The organism is Streptomyces sp. NPDC001985 (assembly GCF_040296845.1).
In the GTDB taxonomy this organism is placed as follows: Bacteria; Actinomycetota; Actinomycetes; order Streptomycetales; family Streptomycetaceae; genus Streptomyces.
This window is the reverse complement of the sequence record NZ_JBEOYB010000012.1, coordinates 82457-101439: the sequence shown is the minus strand read 5'-3', so window position 1 is coordinate 101439 and position 18983 is coordinate 82457. Positions and strand designations below refer to the sequence as shown.

General features: G+C 72.9%; 18 protein-coding genes. 2 read left to right on the top strand and 16 right to left on the bottom strand.

Translation table 11 applies throughout. The features are described from left to right. Nucleotides 1–8: 8 nt before the first annotated feature. From ABT122_RS08010 to ABT122_RS07990, 5 genes are all read right to left on the bottom strand, one after another. Entirely contained in the window at nt 9–785 is a 777-nt protein-coding gene (locus tag ABT122_RS08010) for a hypothetical protein (protein ID WP_351547082.1), read from the bottom strand. Continuing rightward, on the bottom strand, nt 782–2137 hold the full coding sequence (locus ABT122_RS08005) for an AI-2E family transporter (protein WP_351547079.1): 1356 nt from the start codon (nt 2135–2137) through the stop codon (nt 782–784). Before ABT122_RS08005 ends, ABT122_RS08010 begins: the two co-directional genes overlap by 4 nt. A 141-nt stretch (nt 2138–2278) precedes the next feature. Then, nucleotides 2279–3031 carry an aggregation-promoting factor C-terminal-like domain-containing protein gene (locus ABT122_RS08000; protein WP_351547076.1) on the bottom strand — a complete coding sequence of 251 codons (753 nt, stop codon included), beginning with the start codon at nt 3029–3031 and terminating at the stop codon, nt 2279–2281. 391 nt (nt 3032–3422) lie between these two features. Beyond that, complete coding sequence (phoH2, locus tag ABT122_RS07995; RefSeq protein ID WP_351547073.1) at nt 3423–4745, bottom strand: RNA 5'-3' helicase PhoH2; 1323 nt, start codon at nt 4743–4745, stop codon at nt 3423–3425. Between the two features lie 352 nt (nt 4746–5097). Continuing rightward, nucleotides 5098–5859, bottom strand: a complete 762-nt coding sequence (locus tag ABT122_RS07990; RefSeq protein ID WP_351547070.1) for an isoprenyl transferase — start codon at nt 5857–5859, stop codon at nt 5098–5100. A gap of 321 nt (nt 5860–6180) precedes the next feature. On the opposite strand from ABT122_RS07990, the gene mgrA reads away from it, so the two are divergent. Then, complete coding sequence (gene mgrA, locus ABT122_RS07985) at nt 6181–7218, top strand: L-glyceraldehyde 3-phosphate reductase (RefSeq protein ID WP_351547067.1); 1038 nt, start codon at nt 6181–6183, stop codon at nt 7216–7218. Between the two features lie 497 nt (nt 7219–7715). On the opposite strand, the gene ABT122_RS07980 is transcribed toward mgrA, so the two are convergent. From ABT122_RS07980 to ABT122_RS07970, 3 genes are all read right to left on the bottom strand, one after another. Further along, nucleotides 7716–8045, bottom strand: a complete 330-nt coding sequence (locus tag ABT122_RS07980) for a winged helix-turn-helix transcriptional regulator (RefSeq protein WP_351547147.1) — start codon at nt 8043–8045, stop codon at nt 7716–7718. 187 nt (nt 8046–8232) lie between these two features. Further along, nucleotides 8233–9780 (bottom strand): DUF2079 domain-containing protein, encoded by a 1548-nt coding sequence (locus tag ABT122_RS07975; RefSeq protein ID WP_351547064.1) that lies wholly within the window; start codon nt 9778–9780, stop codon nt 8233–8235. Between the two features lie 71 nt (nt 9781–9851). Then, nucleotides 9852–10592, bottom strand: coding sequence for a prepilin peptidase (locus tag ABT122_RS07970; RefSeq protein ID WP_351547061.1), 741 nt, complete (start codon nt 10590–10592; stop codon nt 9852–9854). A 424-nt stretch (nt 10593–11016) separates the two neighbouring features. Here ABT122_RS07970 and ABT122_RS07965 point away from each other — a divergent pair, with 424 nt between their 5' ends. Then, nucleotides 11017–11382 carry a DUF192 domain-containing protein gene (locus tag ABT122_RS07965; RefSeq protein WP_351547058.1) on the top strand — a complete coding sequence of 122 codons (366 nt, stop codon included), beginning with the start codon at nt 11017–11019 and terminating at the stop codon, nt 11380–11382. A gap of 163 nt (nt 11383–11545) precedes the next feature. Here ABT122_RS07965 and ABT122_RS07960 read toward each other — a convergent pair whose 3' ends face one another. The 8 genes from ABT122_RS07960 to ABT122_RS07925 all read right to left on the bottom strand — a co-directional run bounded on the left by ABT122_RS07960 (nt 11546) and on the right by ABT122_RS07925 (nt 18982). After that, nucleotides 11546–12880: a hypothetical protein gene (locus ABT122_RS07960; protein WP_351547055.1), complete on the bottom strand. Its 1335-nt coding sequence runs from the start codon at nt 12878–12880 to the stop codon at nt 11546–11548. A 122-nt stretch (nt 12881–13002) separates the two neighbouring features. Continuing rightward, nucleotides 13003–13677, bottom strand: coding sequence for an OmpA family protein (locus tag ABT122_RS07955; RefSeq protein WP_351547052.1), 675 nt, complete (start codon nt 13675–13677; stop codon nt 13003–13005). 8 nt (nt 13678–13685) lie between these two features. After that, nucleotides 13686–14294: a hypothetical protein gene (locus tag ABT122_RS07950; RefSeq protein WP_351547049.1), complete on the bottom strand. Its 609-nt coding sequence runs from the start codon at nt 14292–14294 to the stop codon at nt 13686–13688. 29 nt (nt 14295–14323) lie between these two features. Next, nucleotides 14324–14971 carry a pilus assembly protein TadG-related protein gene (locus ABT122_RS07945; RefSeq protein ID WP_502976113.1) on the bottom strand — a complete coding sequence of 216 codons (648 nt, stop codon included), beginning with the start codon at nt 14969–14971 and terminating at the stop codon, nt 14324–14326. Nucleotides 14972–15027: 56 nt separating this feature from the next. After that, nucleotides 15028–15279, bottom strand: coding sequence for a hypothetical protein (locus ABT122_RS07940; RefSeq protein ID WP_351547144.1), 252 nt, complete (start codon nt 15277–15279; stop codon nt 15028–15030). 207 nt (nt 15280–15486) lie between these two features. After that, nucleotides 15487–16455, bottom strand: coding sequence for a response regulator (locus tag ABT122_RS07935; RefSeq protein ID WP_351547046.1), 969 nt, complete (start codon nt 16453–16455; stop codon nt 15487–15489). A 104-nt stretch (nt 16456–16559) separates the two neighbouring features. Further along, nucleotides 16560–17987: a sensor histidine kinase gene (locus tag ABT122_RS07930; protein ID WP_351547043.1), complete on the bottom strand. Its 1428-nt coding sequence runs from the start codon at nt 17985–17987 to the stop codon at nt 16560–16562. A 107-nt stretch (nt 17988–18094) separates the two neighbouring features. Further along, the gene (locus ABT122_RS07925; protein ID WP_351547040.1) at nt 18095–18982 is read right to left on the bottom strand and encodes a DUF5936 domain-containing protein; all 888 of its coding nucleotides are present in this window, start codon (nt 18980–18982) and stop codon (nt 18095–18097) included. Nucleotide 18983 lies beyond the last annotated feature (1 nt).

The following is an 18983-nucleotide window of genomic DNA, read 5'->3' as shown; positions in this document are numbered from 1 at the left end:
TCCCGGCGTCAGCCCTCTTCGGCCCCGGAGCTCTGGAGCCGCTCCATCAGCGCCGCCATGTCGTCCTTCACCAGCGGCTCCAGCCGTGCGACATCCGCCGGGCGCAGTTCCCCGTCCGCCCCTCGCGGCGAGGAGATGCGCATGCTGATCGTCGCCCGTCCGTCCAGCACGTGGAGGGACGGTACGTCCTTGTCGACGCTCTGGACGAAGAAGGCGCGCTCGCCGAGTCCCCCGACCGGGACCAGCTCGTGGTCCTCGCTCTCGTTCAGCTCCTCGGCGGCGACGGACGCGTCGAACTGCGGCTCCGGGTCGGTCCGCTTGTGCAGGGTGTAGGTGATCGAGCCGCTGCCGGTCATCTCCATCGCCGGGTCGCCGTTCCCCTGGCCGCCGAAGCTGAACCAGCAGTGCGCCCTGTCCATCGCCGGGTCCTCGCGCCCGCTCTCCTCCGCCCCCGTCTTCTGCCCGTAGAGGGAGGTCAGCTCCGGCATGGCCGCGTCCTCGCAGAGGTTGCCGCTGGCCCGGTAGCCCTGGAGGTCCGGTGCGCGCGAGGTGTACGCCCAGAGCCCGCCCGCCCAGACCGCCGAGGCGGCCACGGCACCGCCGAGCGCCCAGAGCCAGGCCCGGGGCGGCGTGCGGCGGGGCGCGCCGGCGGGCTCCCCGGGGTCGTGGTCGCGGTCGTGGTCGTGGTCCCCGCCGGGGTCGCGGCCGGGAGCGGGGCGGCCCGGGGACCCGGCGCGGCGCACCGGCTCCCCGTCCTCGCCGATCAGTTCGAGGTCGGAGATCATTCCCGCGGCCCCGGCGGCGGGGCGGGCACGGCGGCCATGGCGGTGGCGGGAGCGGGAGCGGGGTCGGAGGGCTCCGGCGGCCGGGCGGCGACGGCGTTCAGCGCCTGTTCCCTGCTGTACGCCCGGAGATAGCCGACGACCGTGTTGACGACCGCCACCAGCGGTACGGCCACCACCGCGCCGCCGATCCCGGCGGTCACCCCGCCCACCGCCACCGCGAGAACGACCGCGAGGGGGTGGACCCGGACCGCCCGGCCCAGGATGAAGGGCTGGAGCACATGCCCCTCGATCTGCTGCACGGCGAGCACCACGACCAGCACCATCAGCGCCGTGAACACCCCCTGGGTGACCAGCGCGACCACCACCGCGAGCGCGCCCGACATGACCGCGCCGACCAGCGGGATGAAGGCGAAGAGGAAGATGAAGACGGCGAGGGGCACGGCCATCGGGACATCGAGGATGTAGATGCCCAGACCGATGAAGATGGCATCGATCAGCGCGACGATCACCGTGCCGCGCACATAGGCGGTCAGGGTCCGCCAGGCGCGCGGCCCGGCCCCGGCGACCCCGGCGCGGGCCTGGGTGGGGACCAGCTTGAGGGTCCAGTGCCAGATGCGCTTCCCGTCGTGGAGCAGGAAGAGCGTGGAGAACATCGCCAGCAGCAGGCCGGTGAGGAACTCCACCATCACCGTGACGCCCTGGAGCCCGGCGGAGGTGATCTCCTGGGTGTTGGTGGAGATGGTGTCGCTGAGGTTCTTGGCGATGCCGTTGATCTGGCTCTCGGTGACATGGAAGGGGCTGTCCAGCAGCCATCGCTCCAGCTCCCCGATACCGTCCCTGACCCGCTCGGACAGGTTGTCGAGGTTGTCCATCACCTGCCAGACGACGAACCAGCCGACCAGGCCCATGACGACGAACCCGGAGACCGCCGTCACCGCCGTGGCGAGCCCGCGCGGCAGTCCGAGCCGCCGCAGCCGGGCCACGGTCGGCTGGAGCAGTGCGGTGATCAGCAGCGCGGAGACAAAGGCGAGCACCACGAGCTGCACGGCGCTGATCACGCGCATCAGCACCCAGAGCGTGCCCGCCAGCACCAGCAGCCGCCAGCCGGCCTCGGCCGCGACGCGGATGCCCCAGGGGATGACGGTGACGGGCTCCGGGCGGGCGGGCACATCGGGCGCGTACGCGGGAGGCGCGGGGACACTGAGCGGCGCGGCGCCGTCCGTCCCGTCGGACGCGCCGTGCCGCCCGCGCTCGTCGTCCTCGCCGGTGTCGGCGCGGCGTTCGTCGAGCCGCTCGGATATCCGGCTGAGCCCCGATCCGATGTCGGAGAGCCAGCCCGGCAGTTTCGCCATGTTTCTTCCTCTTCCCCCATGAACTCCCGACGACGGTACACGCATCGGAGCCCTCCACCGGGGAAACGGTGGAGGGCTCCGATGACGCGACGAGGCGCGGTGCCAGGGCACGCGAGCCCAGCAAGATCCAAACGGAAGGTCCTAGTACCAGCGGTTGGCCTGCCAGAACGACCAGGCGCCACAAGGGCTGTCGTACCGCTCGTTCATGTAGTTGAGGCCCCACTTGATCTGGGTGGCGGGGTTGGTCCGCCAGTCCGCGCCGGCGGTCGCCATCTTGGTGGCGGGCAGCGCCTGGACCAGTCCGTACGCACCCGAGGACGGGTTCTCCGCCTTGTAGTTCCAGGTGGACTCGCGCTGCACGATGTTGCTGAAGCACTGGAACTGTCCGGCGGGGATGATCCCCCGGGCGATGGCCTGGACCTCGGCGACCGTGTAGGAGCCCTTCGCGGGGGCGGAAGCGGAGGCGGTGCCGACGGTGTCGCGGGCAGCGGCACGGCTGGCCCGCTCCTCCTTCTCCTTCTTCTCCCGCTCCGCCTTCTCCTTGGCGGCCTTCTCCTCGGCCAGGCGCTCCTGCTCGGCCTTCGCGTCGGCGGCTTCCTTCTTCGCCTTCGCGGTCTTGGCGGCCTGGTGGCGGGCGTCCTCCTCAGCGGCCTTCTTGGCGGCGGCGTCGGCGACGGCGGCCTGGGCACTGGCCTGTTCCGCGATGGACGCGACCTGCACCTGGGCCTGCTGACCCATGGGTATATCGGCGAGGAGGGTCGCGTCGGCGGCGGCCGTCTCCAGGTTGTCGTTCGCGGGCTGAGCACTGCCCGACGCGACGCCTACGACGGCTCCGACGGTGGTGACCGCGGTGGCTGACGCCACGGCGAATCCCCGGACCGAGATCCGGCTCACACGATTTCCTTCCAGCATCACCCGCGCAGGTGACCCTGCGGGCGAATCGTGCCCCTGGCACGGGCCTCCCACTGCGTTGGGTCACAGGAGGCGCTGGCCCGTGGTCAACTCCGCTGCGGGAGTGGCCGAAACAGCTTGCGGGCGGCACACGACGGCAGGTCTTGAATTGTTTCACCGGTACGGTGCACCGGCGGTGGGGTTGTTCTGTCGTGTGCGGGGCCTGACGGAAGCAAGACTCTGCCGGAACCGGCCACCGCAAGGCAATTCTTCGATACGTGGGATAGATCACACTCGTTTGGGTGTGGAGGTCCCTGGAAAGAGCCGCACAACACGACGCCGCCCCAGTACGCTTCTGCGCTCCAGGGGCGGCGTCGCCAGTCCTTCCACCGCATCAGATCTGGACGTCCTCCAGCATTTCGGTCACCAGTGCGGCGATCTGCGAACGCTCGGACCGGGTGAGGGTCACATGCGCGAAGAGCGGATGGCCCTTCAGCTTCTCGACCACGGCGACGACTCCGTCGTACCGCCCCACGCGGAGATTGTCCCGCTGTGCCACATCGTGGGTGAGAACGACCCGGGAGTTGGCGCCGACCCGGGAGAGCACCGTCAGCAGGACATTGCGCTCCAGGGACTGCGCCTCGTCGACGATGACGAAGGCGTCGTGGAGGGAGCGGCCCCGGATATGGGTGAGCGGGAGGACTTCGAGCATCCCGCGCCCGAGCACCTCCTCGATCACCTCCCGGCCCGCGACCGCGGAGAGGGTGTCGAAGACCGCCTGGGCCCAGGGGCTCATCTTCTCGGCCTCGGTGCCGGGGAGATAGCCCAGCTCCTGCCCGCCCACCGCGTACAGCGGCCGGAAGACCATCACCTTCTGGTGCTGCTGGCGCTCCAGCACCGCCTCCAGGCCCGCGCAGAGCGCGAGCGCCGACTTGCCGGTGCCGGCCCGGCCGCCGAGGGAGACGATGCCGACCTCGGGGTCGAGCAGCAGATCGAGCGCGACCCGCTGCTCGGCGCTGCGGCCGTGAATCCCGAACGCCTCCCGGTCGCCGCGCACCAGCCGTACGCTGCCGTCGGCGGTGACGCGGCCCAGCGCCCTGCCGCGCTCGGACTGGAGGACCAGCCCGGTGTGCACCGGGAGCCCGTCCGCCTCCGGGGCGTACACCCTCTCCTCGCTGTAGAGCAGGTCCACCTGTTCGGCGGAGAGCGTCAGCTCCGACATCCCGGTCCAGCCGGAGTCGGTGATGGCCAGCTCCGCGCGGTACTCCTCGGCCAGCAGACCGACGGACGAGGCCTTGATGCGCAGCGGCAGGTCCTTGGAGACGACGGTGACGTCGTACCCCTCGGCCTGGAGGTTCCTCGCCACCGCCAGAATCCGTGAGTCGTTGTCACCCAGTCGGAACCCGGCCGGAAGCAGAGCGGGGTCGGAGTGGTTGAGCTCGACCCTGAGGGTGCCGCCGAGGTCGCCCAGGGGAATGGGGGCGTCAAGGCGTCCGTACCGGATACGGAAGTCGTCCAGCAGGCGCAGCGCCTGGCGGGCGAAGTAACCCAGTTCCGGATGGTGCCTCTTGGCCTCCAGTTCCGTGATGACCACGATCGGGAGCACGACCTCGTGCTCGTCGAACCGGGTCGGGGCGTTCGGGTCGGCCAGCAGGACGCTGGTGTCGAGAACATAAGTGCGCCTGTCGGGCAGCCGGCGCTTTGTGCTGTTCACCACGGAAGGACGTACCCCCTCGGATGAGGTCGGCGGTGCGACGCCGTCGCGGGCCAGATGGTCTCCCCGCCGCAGGGCGCGGGGGACCTCCCCGCCGGAGGCGGGGGGAGAAGCCGGGCTTCAGGCCACGATGCGTGGGCCGAGCGCCGGCCCTCCGCGTGGTCCGCACAGGGGGTGCGTTCCTTCGTGTGCAAAGGGCCTCCCGGGTGAGTGGACAGCGCCACTCACTGAGATACGACGTTCGTGGATCGGACGTCGACCTGGAAGGGATATTCCCTCGAACACCCGCCGCCATGCCACGGCGTGGGGCTACGACTGGATGAACAGAGGGTGATCGGCTGTGGTGACGTGCTGCTCAGCCGCCGTAGCGGCGGTGGCGGGCCGCGTAATCACGGAGTGCTCTGAGGAAGTCGACCTTGCGGAAGGCGGGCCAGAACACCTCGCAGAAGTAGTACTCCGAGTGGGCGCTCTGCCAGAGCATGAACCCCGAGAGACGCTGCTCCCCGCTGGTGCGGATGACCAGATCGGGGTCGGGCTGACCGCTGGTGTAGAGGTGCCGGGAGATGTGCTCGACATCGACGATTCCGGCCAGTTCCGCGACGGTGGTGCCCTTGTCGGCGTACTCCATCAGCAGGGAGCTGACCGCGTCCGCGATCTCCTGCCGGCCGCCGTAGCCGACCGCGACATTGACGAGTATCCCGGTGTGGCCGAGGGTGGCCTGCTCGGCCTCCTTCAGCACGGTCTGGGTGCGGGCGGGCAGCAGGTCGAGCGTGCCGACGTGGTGGACCCGCCAGCGGCCGTCGGCGGCGAGCGCGCGCACGGCGTCCTCGATGATGCCGAGGAGGGGGCGCAGTTCCCGCTCGGGCCGGTCGAGGTTGTCGGTGGAGAGCATCCAGAGGGTGACCACCTCGACCTCGGTCTCGGCGCACCATCCCAGCAGCTCCTGGATCTTGCTGGCGCCGGCCTTGTGGCCCGCCTCGGTGGAGCTGCCGGACGCCTTGGCCCAGCGGCGGTTGCCGTCCAGGATGACTCCGATGTGCTTGGGCACCTGGGCGTGGTCGAGCCGGCCTTCCACCCTGCGGGCGTAGAGCCGGTACACCAGGTCACGCAGGTTCACGGAGTCCACCTCGGTTGTCTCGGCTCGGTTGTCTCGGCTCGGTCGCCCCGGCTCGCCGTTCCGGCCGGGAGGCCGGGTCGCCCGCCCCGGACGCCCGGGGCCGGGGCGCGGCTCGGGGGCGCGGCCCGGAGCCGGGGCCGCGCTCGCGGGCGGAACCGCGGCCGGCGCGCCGGTGGACCGGCGCACCGGATGGTGCGGTCCGGCCGGAGATGTACGGCGGTCTCCGGCGCCGTGGCGCCATCCCTGAAACGGCCACACTACTGCGGAAGGGACAGACCGGCCCAACCCGGTCTGTCACAAGTCCGTGATAAAGAGGGAGGTGTGACTGATCCCTCTGTATACCTCGCTGCGGCCGACCGGTACGACACCATGGAGTACCGGCGCACCGGCCGTTCAGGGCTGCGCCTCCCGGCGATCTCCCTCGGCCTCTGGCACAACTTCGGTGACGACCGGACCCTCGACGCGCAGCGCGCGATCCTGCGCCGGGCCTTCGATCTGGGGGTCACCCATTTCGATCTGGCGAACAACTACGGCCCGCCTCCCGGCTCGGCCGAGCTGAACTTCGGCAAGCTCTTCGCGCAGGATTTCGCCCGCCACCGCGATGAGCTGATCATCTCCACCAAGGCCGGCTATCTGATGCACCCGGGCCCCTACGGCGAGTGGGGCTCGCGGAAATATCTGCTGTCCTCCCTCGACGCCTCGCTGAAGCGGATGGGGCTGGAGTACGTGGACATCTTCTACTCCCACCGCTTCGACCCGGAGACTCCGCTGGAGGAGACGATGGGCGCGCTGGCCACGGCGGTACGGCAGGGCAAGGCGCTGTACGCCGGTGTGTCGTCCTACAACTCGGAGCAGACGGCCGAGGCGGCGCGGCTGCTGCGGGAGATGGGGGTGCCGGCCCTGATCCACCAGCCCTCGTACTCGATGATCAACCGCTGGACCGAGGACGACGGGCTGCTGGACACCCTGGAGACGGCGGGCATGGGGTGCATCGCCTATGTGCCGCTGGCGCAGGGAGTGCTCACCGGGAAGTATCTGCACGGCATCCCGGAGGGCTCGCGGGCCACCCAGGGGAAGTCGCTGGACCCGGGGCTGCTCTCGGAGGAGGTCGTGCGGCGGCTGAACGGGCTGAACGCCATCGCGGAGCGGCGCGGGCAGTCGCTGGCGCAGCTGGCGCTGAGCTGGGTGCTGCGGGACCCGCGGATGACCTCCGCGCTGATCGGCGCTTCGAGCGTGCGGCAGCTGGAGGAGAATGTCGCGGCGCTGGCGGGGGCACCGCTGAGCGCGGACGAGCTGACGGAGATCGATGTCTTCGCGGTGGACACCGAGGGCGCGAACATCTGGGCCAAGCGGGGCTGAGGCCGGGCGGCGCCCGGAGCCCGATGGCGCCGGCCCCCGGGCCGGAAAAGAAACCGGGCCGGTCCGTGGGGGGGGATACGGACCGGCCCGAGGGGGGGTTTCCACCATAACGCGTCGCAGGTCGTGGTGCGCGCCACCGGGAGGCGACCGCGTGTCGCGGCGGGCGCGAATGGCCAAAGAGCACCGGCCCGGGGCCCGTGATCCCGGGGGTTCCGGGCCTCTCGGGCCCGGGATCGGCGGCCTCGGCGCCGGGGACGGAGAGCCGGCGGGCCGGGCGTGTCCCCGGGCCCGTACCCCCGAAGAGGGACCCCGGCCGCGGTGCGCGGGGTTGACGGCCGCCACCGGGGCGGGCCGGGGCGGGCACGACCGGCGCGGGGGGTGCTGCGGGCTCTGGCCCGGCAGCGCGCGGGCGGCCGGGCGGGGTGGCCGTGGGCAGGGCCGGCGGGTCGGCGAAACGGGCAGGGCTGGCAGGGCTGGCAGGGCCGGCAGGGGGATGCTCAGGCCGTGGAGCCGGAGGCCGGGGCGGAGTCCTTCGTCCTGCGGGCGATGATCTCCTCCATATGGGTCTCGCCCCAGAGCCCCAGCGGCAGCAGCGCGGTGTTCAGGGCCTCCCCCAGCGCGGTGAGCGAGTACTCGACGCGCGGCGGGACCTCCCGGTGGACCTCGCGGTGGACGACACCGTCCGACTCCAGCTCCCGGAGCTGCTGGATCAGCATCTTCTCGCTGACACCGGCCACCGCCCGCCGCAGCTCCCCGAAGCGCAGGGTCCCGGCGTCGTGCAGCGCCCACAGGATGAGCGCCTTCCACTTGCCCCCGACAACATCCATCGCCGCGTCGAGACCGCACTGGTACGCCGGCCTGATCCTGGTCACGGCCACCCTCCGGGATCGTCAGCACTGATGATCCCGCCAGTAGACCACCCTCCCCGGCCCGCCTCGGGCCCGGCCCCATGCGGACAGGGAGCGGCCTCTCTCTCCGTTCTGCGGTCGGCGCGTGACGCCGGCCGCGGCGCGGTCAGCCGGCCGGCCGCAGCCGCAGCAGGGTGATGCCGTCCCGTACGGCGACGCGCCGGTAGCCGTACGAGCGCTGGGCGGCGGCCAGTTCGGCGGCCTGCTGCTCGGGGGGATAGGGCCAGTGGCCCGTGCGGTACGGCCAGGCCTCGGGCGCCCGGCTGTCGTGGACGATCCACTCGGCGGTCGGGCGCGGCAGCCTCTTCCGGTGGTACGCGTAGAGCCGGGCGTCGACGGGGAAGGCCGGGAAGAGCACCACGTCGCAGCGGGAGGTGAGCTGGGGCACCAGCCGGTTGGACGCGGCGACGGACGCGCCGTCGGGGATGCGCGCCAGCAGGGCGCGGGCCGCCTCGACATGGGCGGTGGTGCGCCAGGTGGCCCGCTGGGCGAGCTGGGCCAGCGGGAACGACGGCAGCATCACGAGCGTCACCGCGAGGGCGGTGGCCAGCGAGGCCCTGACGTGGCGGGCGCCCAGCGGATGTCCGCCCCTGCGCCAGGGGCCCAGCGCGTCGATGAGCCCGGCGATGACCACGGGCATCAGCACGGCGCTGTAGTGGAAGGACGTGCCCCAGTGGAAGCCGTTCTGCGAGAGCATCCGCCAGGCCAGGGTGGGGGCGGTGAGCAGTGCGAGCGGGGAGCGCAGGGCGAGCAGCGCGGCGGGCGCGAAGACCAGGATCAGGGTCATGGCCTTGATGTCCGGCCGGAGCGCGTCCAGCGGGCCGAGGACGACGGTGGCGAGGAGGGAGGCGTGGGCGCCCTCGCCGAGGTTGCCGCCGTGGGCGTAGCCGCCCGCCGGGTGGAAGGCGGGCAGCAGCACCTTGATCTCGATCGCGGAGGCGAGGACTCCGGCGCCGGCGGTGAGGGCGCCGAGGCGGCGGGGGCCCTTCCAGGCCATGACACAGCCGACGGCGGCGAGGGTGAGCCCCAGATCCTCCTTGATCAGTACGAGGGGTGCCGCCCAGGCGACGGCCGCGCGCCAGCGCCGCCGCCCGAGCGCGACGGCGGCACAGGAGAGCAGCGGGACGGCGAGCGCGACCTCGTGGAAGTCGAAGGCGGCGGCCGACGCGATGCCCCAGCTCAGTCCGTAGCAGAGCGCGACGGCATGGGCCGCTCGGCATCCCAGGGTGCTCCGGGCCCAGGTCACGAGCGGGACGACGGCGACGGCGAGCAGCGCGGACTGGGCGGTGAGCAGACAGAGGGGGGAGGGCCAGACGCGGTAGAGGGGGGCGAGGAGGGCGAGCGCGGGGTGGAAGTGGTCGCCGAGGAGGTTGAAGCCCTCGCCGCGCAACGGGACGACAGGGGCGCGGAGTCGGGCGTAGGCGCGGACGGCCTGTTCGAAGATGCCGAGGTCGTAGCCGGTGGTGCGGAGGAGGGTGTGGCGGCGTACGGCGACGGTGGTGTAGAGCGCGAAGAGGACCGCCGCCCAGCTCCAGGGGAGGAGGGCGGCGGGGCGGCGGGTGGCGGGGCGTGATCCGGGTTCCGGGGCGGCGGGCCCGGGGGGCCCGGGGGGCAGCGCGCGCCGCACCGTCAGGCTGTCAGAAAATGTCCGCATACATCCGGACTCTAGACGGGGGTGAGGAGGGCTCGGCGCGTCAGCCGGGGGCGTGTCCCGGGGGCCTGGGTTCAGGTGGTGGCGGAGAGGGCTCCCAGCAGCACCCCGGCGAAGGCGCCTGCGGTCATGAACGGGCCGAAGGGGATCACCGACCGGCGGCCCGCGCGGCCCAGGAGCATCAGCCCCGCTCCGTACAGCGAACCGAACAGGAACCCCGCGAACGCCCCCGCGAAGAGGGCCGGCCAGCCGTGCCAGCCGAGGACGACACCGAGCGAGAGGGCCAGTTTCACATCGCCGAAGCCGAGGCCGCCGGGGTGGATCAGAAAGAGCAGCAAGTAGGCGGCGCCCAGGGTCAGACCGCCCAGGAGCGCCGCCGGCCAGGAGCCCGCCGCGCCGGGCAGCAGCGAGACCGGCCCCAGGAGCAGGGCAGCGGCGGCGGCCAGCGGGAGGGTGAGACGGTCGGGGAGCCGGTGGACCCGCCGGTCGACGAGGGCGAGCAGCACGGCGAAGGGGACCAGCAGGAGCCAGACGGCGAGTTCGGGGCGGGGTCCGGTGGCGGCGGCGAGCGCCGCGCAGACGAGCGCGGTCACCACGGGGACGGCTGCCGCGCCGGGCGGGGCGGGGCGGGCGCAGGGCGCGCACCGGGGGCCGCCGAGCCAGCCTCGCGCGGGCCCGGTGAAGGGGTGGCCGGAGGGGCAGGTGTCCCGCCAGGTCTCCTCCGGCTCGACGGAGAGCCGGAAGGCGGCGCGGGGGACGAGCAGACCTGTGGTGGTGCCCCACAGGGCGGCGACGGGGATCAGCGTGACGTCCACGCCTTCGAGGCTAGGCGGCGGGCGCCCACCCGGTCTTGGGCCCGGGGGGCCCAGGGAGGGGAGGGGAGGGTTGGGGGGTGGGGTGGGTTCCGGCCGTGGCGCGCGGGGTGTGGGGTCCTGGCGCACAGGGTCCGTCCGCAGACTCCCCCAGAACTGCCACCGGGAGGCACCCCAAGACGGGCCGGAGGTGCCGGACGGGCCGGATTTGTGCGGGTCACCTGTGGCACATGGGCTGTGCCCGAACACCGGACAGGCCGGAATGCGCGGGCCACCTGCGGCACAGGGTCCGTCCGCGAACTCCCCCAGAGCTGCCTCCGGGAGGTACCCCCAGACGGGCCGGGGGTGCCGGGCGGGCTGAGAATGCCCGGGATTCCCGGGGCGCACGGCCACCCCCACGCCGTCGGGAGGGGCGTACCGTCGGGGGATGAGGCGATCGCGGGAATGGCGGGACGGGGAAGCCGAGTTGTGGATCGGGGGGCGCGGCGGCCCGGTGGTGCTGGAGATCGCGGCGAGCCACCGCACCCGGCGGCGCGGGCTGCTGGGCCGCGACACCGTGGAGGGCGCGATCCTGCTCGCCCCGTGCAGCGGCATCCACACCCTGGGCATGCGCTTCACCATCGACGTCGCCTACCTCGACCAGCGCCTGCGCGTCCTGGACCTCCACACCCTCCCGCCCGGCCGCCTCGGCCGCCCCCGGCTGCGGGCCCGCTACGCCCTGGAGGCCCGGGGCGGAGCCATGGCCGCGTGGGGCATCACCCGGGGCGCCCTGCTCAGGATCGAGCAGCCCTGACCCAGGGAGTTTCTTTCGGATCGGGCCGGATCGGTGAGCGGGGTCCGGTGCCGTGGATCGCGAGGCGGAGGAGGGAGCCCACGCGGAGCGCCGGCGACCGGCGACAACGCGGCGGGGCGCGGCACCGGGGCTCGCGAGCCCGGCACGATCCGAAAGAGACGACCTAGTGCGCGGGCGGGGACGCGTGCCGCCCCCTGCCGCGACCGAGACCGAGCCGCACCGCCCCCGTCCAGCAGAGCAGTCCGAGCACCAGCGCGGACCCCAGCCCGATCCCGGTGAAGCCGACGACGGTCATCAGCGTCTCGCGGGTCTCGTCGTCCTCCCCCAGGGCGTCCTCCCGGTCCTCCTCGCTGATGCCGAACCCGTTCGCGACCGGGTCGCTCAGATAGGCCGGGCCCCGCTGGCGCTCCCCCTCGACCCCCACCCGCAGGGTCACCGGCACCGACCGGGCGACCTTCCGGTCGAGCGCGACCCGGATGTAGTAGACGCCCGAGAAGCGCATCGCGCTGGTGTCGTCCTCGTCGATGACCCGGTTGGCATAGGCGGCCGGCACGGTGGCGAGCGAGACCTTGGCCGGCCGGCCCAGATAGTGGGCCCCGTTGTCCTCGACGAAACCCCGGGCGGTGTTGAAGACGGTGACCCGCACCCCCTTGTTCACGGCCGCCGCCTGCCCGGCGGACACCCCGCCGAACTCCGCGTCCACGAAGAGCTGCTGCCCCCAGTCCACCGGAACCTTGTAGAACCGGCTCTGCCCGGGCCCCAGCGAGTCCTTCCACACCCCGTGCGCCACCGGCGACGCGTCATTGAACCCGGACCCCCCGGTGACCCCCTTCGCCGCTCCCGTCACATGATCGGGTGTGTGCGAGTGCCAGGTGGCCGGCGCGCTCGGCCCGGTGCCCCCGCCCTTGAGCCCCGGCTCGGTCATGTACTTCAGCTCGACGGTCCAGCCCCTGGCGTTCGAGCCGCCGGCGCGGCCGATCCACTCGACGGAGTAGAGATAGTCGCCCGCGGTCTGGCACTCCCGGCCGCGCCCGATGCGCCGGGTCGAGTAGTCGGCGGTGGGCAGCGAGGTGGCACCGCCGAAGGTGATGTCATTGGTGACGCTGCACTCGGCGCCGTCGGCGGACCGCAGCGAGACCCGTATCCCGTCCGTGGCGGCGACCCCTCGGCCGGCGGGCGGGGCGAGCACGGCGGAGACATAGGCGTTCGACGTGTCGTCCAGCTCCACCCGGTAGAACTTCCGCTGCCCCGCCGAGATGGTGTCCGTGTAGGTGCCCCGGCTGAGCCGGGGGCCGGGGGTGCCCGCGTCGGTACTGCCCCGGACGGCCTGCGCCTTCGGGTCGGTGCGGTACGCGGAGGTCCAGCTCACCGCCGAGGCCCCGGCGGAGGTGACGGCGGACTGGAGAAGCGCGCAGACGGTCCCGAGGACGATCCCGGCCCGCAGCGCCCCGGCCCGTGCCACCACCCGGCCGGCCGTCGCCGTCCTGCCCCGCCTCATCCGCGCGCCCCTCAGCCCACTCGTTCGACAGTCGGCCCGCAGCGTACTGCGGGCCGACCGTGTCACGTATAGCTGGCGTCACAATTGCGGGCTGTTACATCTTATCGGACCGGTCCCATCGGTCAGTTGGCGCCGCCGGTGGGGAAGGAGACCTCCACCCGGCGGTTCTTGCGGCGGCCCTCCTCGGTGGAGTTCTCGGCGATCGGGTAGTCCTCGCTGTAGCCGCGGACCTCGTAGGAGACCGCGGGGTCGTTCAACTGATCGCTGAGCAGCCCGTGGACGGCGTCGGCGCGCTTCCTGGAGAGCACCCGGCCGTGCTGGTACGTACCGAGGTTGTCGGTGAAGCCGAAGACCCGGATCTTCCGGCCGTTGTGCTTCTTGATCTCCGCCGCGATGGCCGCGATCCGTCCGCTGGCCCGGGAGGTCAGCTCCGCGCTGTCCTTGCCGAACAGCACCTCGGCCTGGAGCGCGAACTTCAGGGACACCTGGGTCTCCTCACGGCGCTCCTCCCCGCCCTCGGTCTCGACGATGGAGACGATGTCCAGCACCCGCGACTGGGCCAGGGTGGCGCCGTCGCGCATCCTCAGCCCGGGGTTGTCACCGTCGATCTCCGGCGCCGTGGAGACCGGCTCGGTGCCCGGCGGCACGCTGGGGTCGTCGACGGCCGGCGCACCGGAGCCGGGCGACGCCGAGGCGGAGTCGAGGTGGAACCCGGTGAGCAGCAGCACCACCGCCAGCGACACGGCGGCCGGCCGCCGGCCCGCCGTGCGCGTTCGCCGCCGCGCGGTCGTGGTCATGGCGTCCATCAGCTGATCTCGATCGAGGCGCTGGGCATGAGCGGGATCTGCACATCGACCGACTCCGTCCCCTTGGGGGGCGCCGGGAACTGGGCGAAGAAGTCGACGCTCTGGCCCGCGTCGAGTGCGCTCAGGCCGGTGGTGGTGAGCGGATAGCCGTCGGTGTCACGGAGGACGTAGTAGCGCTTCTTGTCCGACTTGTCCACCAGCGTCATCCCTCCCAGCGAGGGGCCGGTCTTCTTGACGTGACTCTCCTGTCCATTCCACTGGATGGGCGCGATCTGCTGCTTGCTCGCGTTGTTCTTCAGAGCGCCGGAGACCGTGAGGAAGCCGCCCGCGTCCCGGACCGCGCTGCGGATGGTGAACTGGAATCCGTTGCTGCCGTCGATCACGGCCAGCGGTTCCTCGCTCTGCGGCTCGGTGGTGCCCTCGCCCTCGTCGGGCTGTCCGGGCTGCCGCGGAGTGGTCGCGGCCCCGGTGTTCTTCTTGTCCGACCCCTCCGAGCCGTCCGAGCCGCCGTCCCCGCCGCCACAGGCCGTCAGGGAAAGCGACAGCGCCGCCGCCACGAGGACCGCGGTCACTGCCCGTTGGGCGTGCGCTCCGTGCCGAATTCTCATCAGTGCTGTTCCTTTGCGTTCGCTGACGGTCAGTCCCCGTCCAGCCGGACGGTGAAGAGGTCGGACATGTCAGGGAGCCGGTCCGGCTGCTCCGGATCGATGGTGAGGGACTCACCGTCGCAGGAGAGCGTGCCGGGCGAGACCGGTTCCTCCTCCGGCGGGACGGAGGGCTCACCCTCCTGGCCCCCGTTCTCCTCGCCGGGGCCGTCGCCCTCGCCCTCGCCGGGCGGGGGTGACGACGGCGGCTCCTCGGACGGCGTGAAGGTGCAGCGGGACTCCACCACGGCGGTGGCCGTGGCCTCGGCGCGGTCGTCCTCGGTGCCGGGCAGGACGGTGTCGCCGAGCGGTGCCGACTCGACGGTGACGGCGTAGCCCCAGCGGCCGTCGTCCAGCGGGGCGCAGCCGTCGCCGAGGAGCGTGGTGCCGTTGGCCTGGGCGAGCCGGGCGGCCTCCGCGCAGCCGGACCCGGACGACTCCTCGGCGCCGCCGCCCAGGAAGTCCCGGAGGAAGTCCGGATCGAACATCCCCTCGGTCAGCTCCTCGCCGAGGCTGTCGCGGGACTCCTGCGCCGCCGCCAGCGCGGCGGCGTCCGCGCCGGACTGGGCGCCGTTGCGCGTGGCGCCCGCCTGGCCCACGGCGAAGAACGCGAGCGCGAGAAAGAGCAGGCCCGCCACCATCGCGATGTAGATGGGGGCTGCCTGCCCTGCCTCACGCGCGCTCCGGTCCGCGGCGGCTACTCGCCGCCGCCACCACCGCCGCCCAGGATCTCGCTGACCCTGGCCCGCAGACCGTTGGCGATGCTGTCCGCCACTCCGGAACCCACGAGTGCCGCGATGATCGCGGCCACCAGGACGATCACTCCGACGTACTCGACGGAGCCCTGCCCCGCCTCGCGCCGGTCCTGTGCCGCCCGTGCGGCTGCCGCCATCCGCGACGCGATGAACAGACGGGCCCTGATCGCGGCCTTCAGCGTCACATTCGGCATGGGCTTCCCCTCCGGCGCCGGTGGCGGGAGCGCCGGCCGGCTCGTACGAGTGCATGGCGCGGCCCACCGGTACCGCGTTCACTCGGCCGGTCCGGAGGGCAGCGTGAGAAATGTACGCCGCGAGCGCCCCGCCGGGAATGGGCCCTCGGGCCCAACTCCGTCTCCGGTGCGGGCGTTGGACCGCCCGTCCGCGCCATCCTGGTCCGCTCATGAGGGGCCGGCCCCCCTGCGCGCGAGGCCGTGCCAGACGGCGATGGCCTCGCCCCGGCTGCCCGCGTTCAGCTTGGCGAAGATCCGGTTGATGTGGTTCTTGACCGTCTTCGGGCTGATGAAGCAGAAGGCGGCGATCTGCTGATTGGTCAGACCCGACGCGATCAGCTCCATCACCTCCACCTCCCGCCGGCTCAGCTCGGTGATCACACCCCGCAGCCCGTCGGCCGCGCCGGTCCCCACCGATGAATGTCCCACATTCGCTTGCGTAAGCGAAGACCGTTGAGCACATTCCCGGAGAGGGGAATCGGGCCACAATCCAGGAGATGTGCGGGTCATATAGTGATCCTTTGCGGCGGTTCCCGGCACAGTGTGTGCGTTCGCAGATGTTTTCACCAGGGCAGAAAAACCCGTGCGCGAACCCTCTCCCCGACGGACCGAGGCTCCCTGGGGCTCCCCGCGCACCCCGGCCAGGAGCGCGCCCTCGGCCGAGCGCGACAGCGGCGCCCCGCCCGCCTCGATGTCCCGCACGGCGGCGACGAGTTGCTCGGCGGTGAACTCGCCGTGGACCAGATAGCCGCCCGCGCCCAGCCGCAGCGCCTCGTGGACGACCTCGCTCTCCCGGCTGTAGGTCATCATCAGCACCGGCGCCAGCCGGACCAGTGACGGCAGGGCCGCGAGACCGTCCGTCCCGGGCATCCGGACGTCCAGCAGCACCACATCCGGCCGGTGCCGGGCCACCACCTCGCACGCCTCGCGCCCGTCGGCCGCCTCCGCGACCACGTCGAGACCGGCCCGGCCCTGCAACAGGGCGGTCAGACCCGCCCGTACGACCGGATTGTCGTCGGCGACGACGACCCGCACTCTCGTCGGCGGCGGGTACGGGGACCTGGGCGGTGGGGCATGCGGCGGTACGGTCCGGTGCGCCCCCGGGACAGGGGGGTGAACGTCGTGGTCGTCCGGCATGGCGGCCTCCTCTCGGAACACGGTGACGGGGTCTCGGCTCAGCTTGGACAGGGGGAACGGGGCCGGGCCGCCGGGCGGCGGACCGTGTGGACGCGGGGGCTGCGTCAAGCCCCTCCGGCGATGGAGGAGCGCGGGTACGGGGGCGTGCCCCCGGCGGAGGGTCCGGCGGGGGGCCCGCGTGGCGCGGGGTCGGCCGTGGGCGCGGGGTCGCGGCCGGTCACCGGGGACGGCCGGTCCAGCGCGGCCAGGGGGAGTTCGAGGCGTACCTCCGTGCCCTGTGCCGCCAGGCCCCGGCCGATCCGTATCCGGGCGCCGATGGACGCGGCCCGCTCCACCATGCCGACCAGCCCGAAGTGGCCGGAGCGGCGCAGTCCGTGGAGCGTGGTGCCGGGCGGCAGTCCGGGGCCGTCGTCGTACACGCTGATCCGCAGGAGGTCCCCGGTCACCCCCGCCGAGACGGACACCCGCCCGGGGCCGCCGTGGCGGTGGGCGTTCTCCATCGCCTCGGCCACGATGGTCAGCGCGTGCCGGGCGACGGCGGGCGGCACGCCGGGCGGGGCCGGGCCGATCCGGTGGAAGGCCGCCCGTACCCCGCCGCGACGGGCGAAGTCCTCCGTACGGGCGCGCAGCTCGGCCAGCAGGTCGACGCCCTCGCCGTCGAGACCCGACTCGCGGCGCAGATCGGAGAGGAGCTCCCGGGACTCGGCCGCTGCCCGCCGCGCCGCCCGCGCCACCAGCTCGGCCCGGTCCCGCACGGTCACCGGGTCCATCCGGTCGGCGGAGTGGGCGAGCCCGTCGGCGGCGAGCGCCAGGCCGTGCAGGGTCTTGGCCACCGAGTCGTGCATCTCCCGGGCGAGCCGGGCGCGCTCGCGCTCCACGGCCCCGGCGACCGCGAGCCGGGCCCGGGCCTCGGAGAGCGCCTGGCCGGCCGCGCCGAACCCCAGCATCAGCCGCCGCAGGGTGCTGCCCAGCGCCCCGGCGAGCACACAGAGCCCGGGGAGGAGCAGCGCGGTGAACCGCGCGTCCGTCTGGTCGTTGACCGCGTGCGCCCCCGCGACGATCAGCGACTGGAGCACGGCGAAGACGGCCGCGCCGCGCCAGCCGGAGATCAGCCCGGCGAGGAGGGGGGTGCAGATGGTGACGTACGCGAGAGTGGAGTCCGGGGACGCGGTGACCAGCAGCAGGGCCCCGAAGGCCATATCGGCGCCGAGCAGCCAGGGGTGGCGCAGCAGGACGGGCCCGAACCGCTCCCAGTCGCGCAGCAGGACGTACGAGGTCATGAAGGTGACCAGCACGGCGGCCCCGACCAGCCAGCTCGCGGGCCCGGGGCTGGTGCCCGCGAGGGCGAAGGGGACGGCCAGGGCGATCATCGCCAGCCGGAATCCGAAGACCTGGCGGCAGAGCGCCTGGAGGGCGTTGACCTGGAGCGGGAGCGAGGGGGAGGCCGCCGGCTGACCGGGGTCCGGCTCCCGGCCCGCCCCGGGCCCCGGCCGGGGGCTCCCCCCGGAGAACCGCCGCTGGTCGTGCCCCATGTCTCACCTCCCGTGCGCCGCTCGTGGTCGCTCGTGGCCGCTCGTCCCCGGTGCCGCCTCGCGGGCACGGCCCCGGCGGGGTGCCCGGCCGGGGCGGTGGCCCTGTCTCAGCCTCCCAGGACCTCCCCCAGATCGACCCCGGAACCGTAGTAGAAGCTCATGATGATCAGGATCATCGTCGCGGGCAGCATGATCAGGGTGACCACGAGCGTCGACTTGGGCACGGCGCGGGCCGCGTCGCGGCGGGCGTTCTGGGCGTCGGTGCGGCGCATGTCCGTGGCGATCTGGATGAGGGTCTCCACGATCGGCGCGCCCAGCTCCTCCCCCTGCTGGAGCGCGGTGACGAACATCGACACCTGGTCCGAGTCATTGCGCCGGCGCAACTGGTCGAAGGCGTCCCGGCGGCTCACCCCCATGTCCATCTGGCGCAGGGTGATGCGCAGTTCATCGGCCCAGGGGCCCTCGTACTTCTCCGCGACCCGCTCCAGCGCCTGCCGGAAGCCGAGCCCGGCGGAGACGACGACGGCGAGGACATCGAGGAAGTCGGGCAGGGTCCGTTCGATGTCGGCCCGGCGCCGGCGGATCGCCGCCTTGAGGATGACATCGGTCCACAGCAGCCCGAAGAGCAGCAGCAGCACGGCGAAGACCGGCTGTCCGCGCAGCAGCATCGACAGCGAGGCCAGCACCCCGAGGAAGCCGTAGACGGCGCGGCGGGCGGCGTACCGGTCGACGGTCAGGCCGTGCGGGTTGCCGGCCATGTCGAGCCGGCGGCGCAGGGCGTCCACCCGTTTGGGGCCCATGGCCCGCAGCACGGCGGGGGCGTACCGCATGCCGAGCCGGTCGATGGCCGAGCCCACGGCCGTGGTGCGGGTGGCGCCCACCTCCAGGGCGAGGGCGAGATCGCCGGGGAGTTTCGCGTCGGCGCGGTACATGCGGATGCCGTGGAAGACGCCGTGGACGGCGACGGCGAGGAGCGCGGCGAGGAGCAGTCCCATG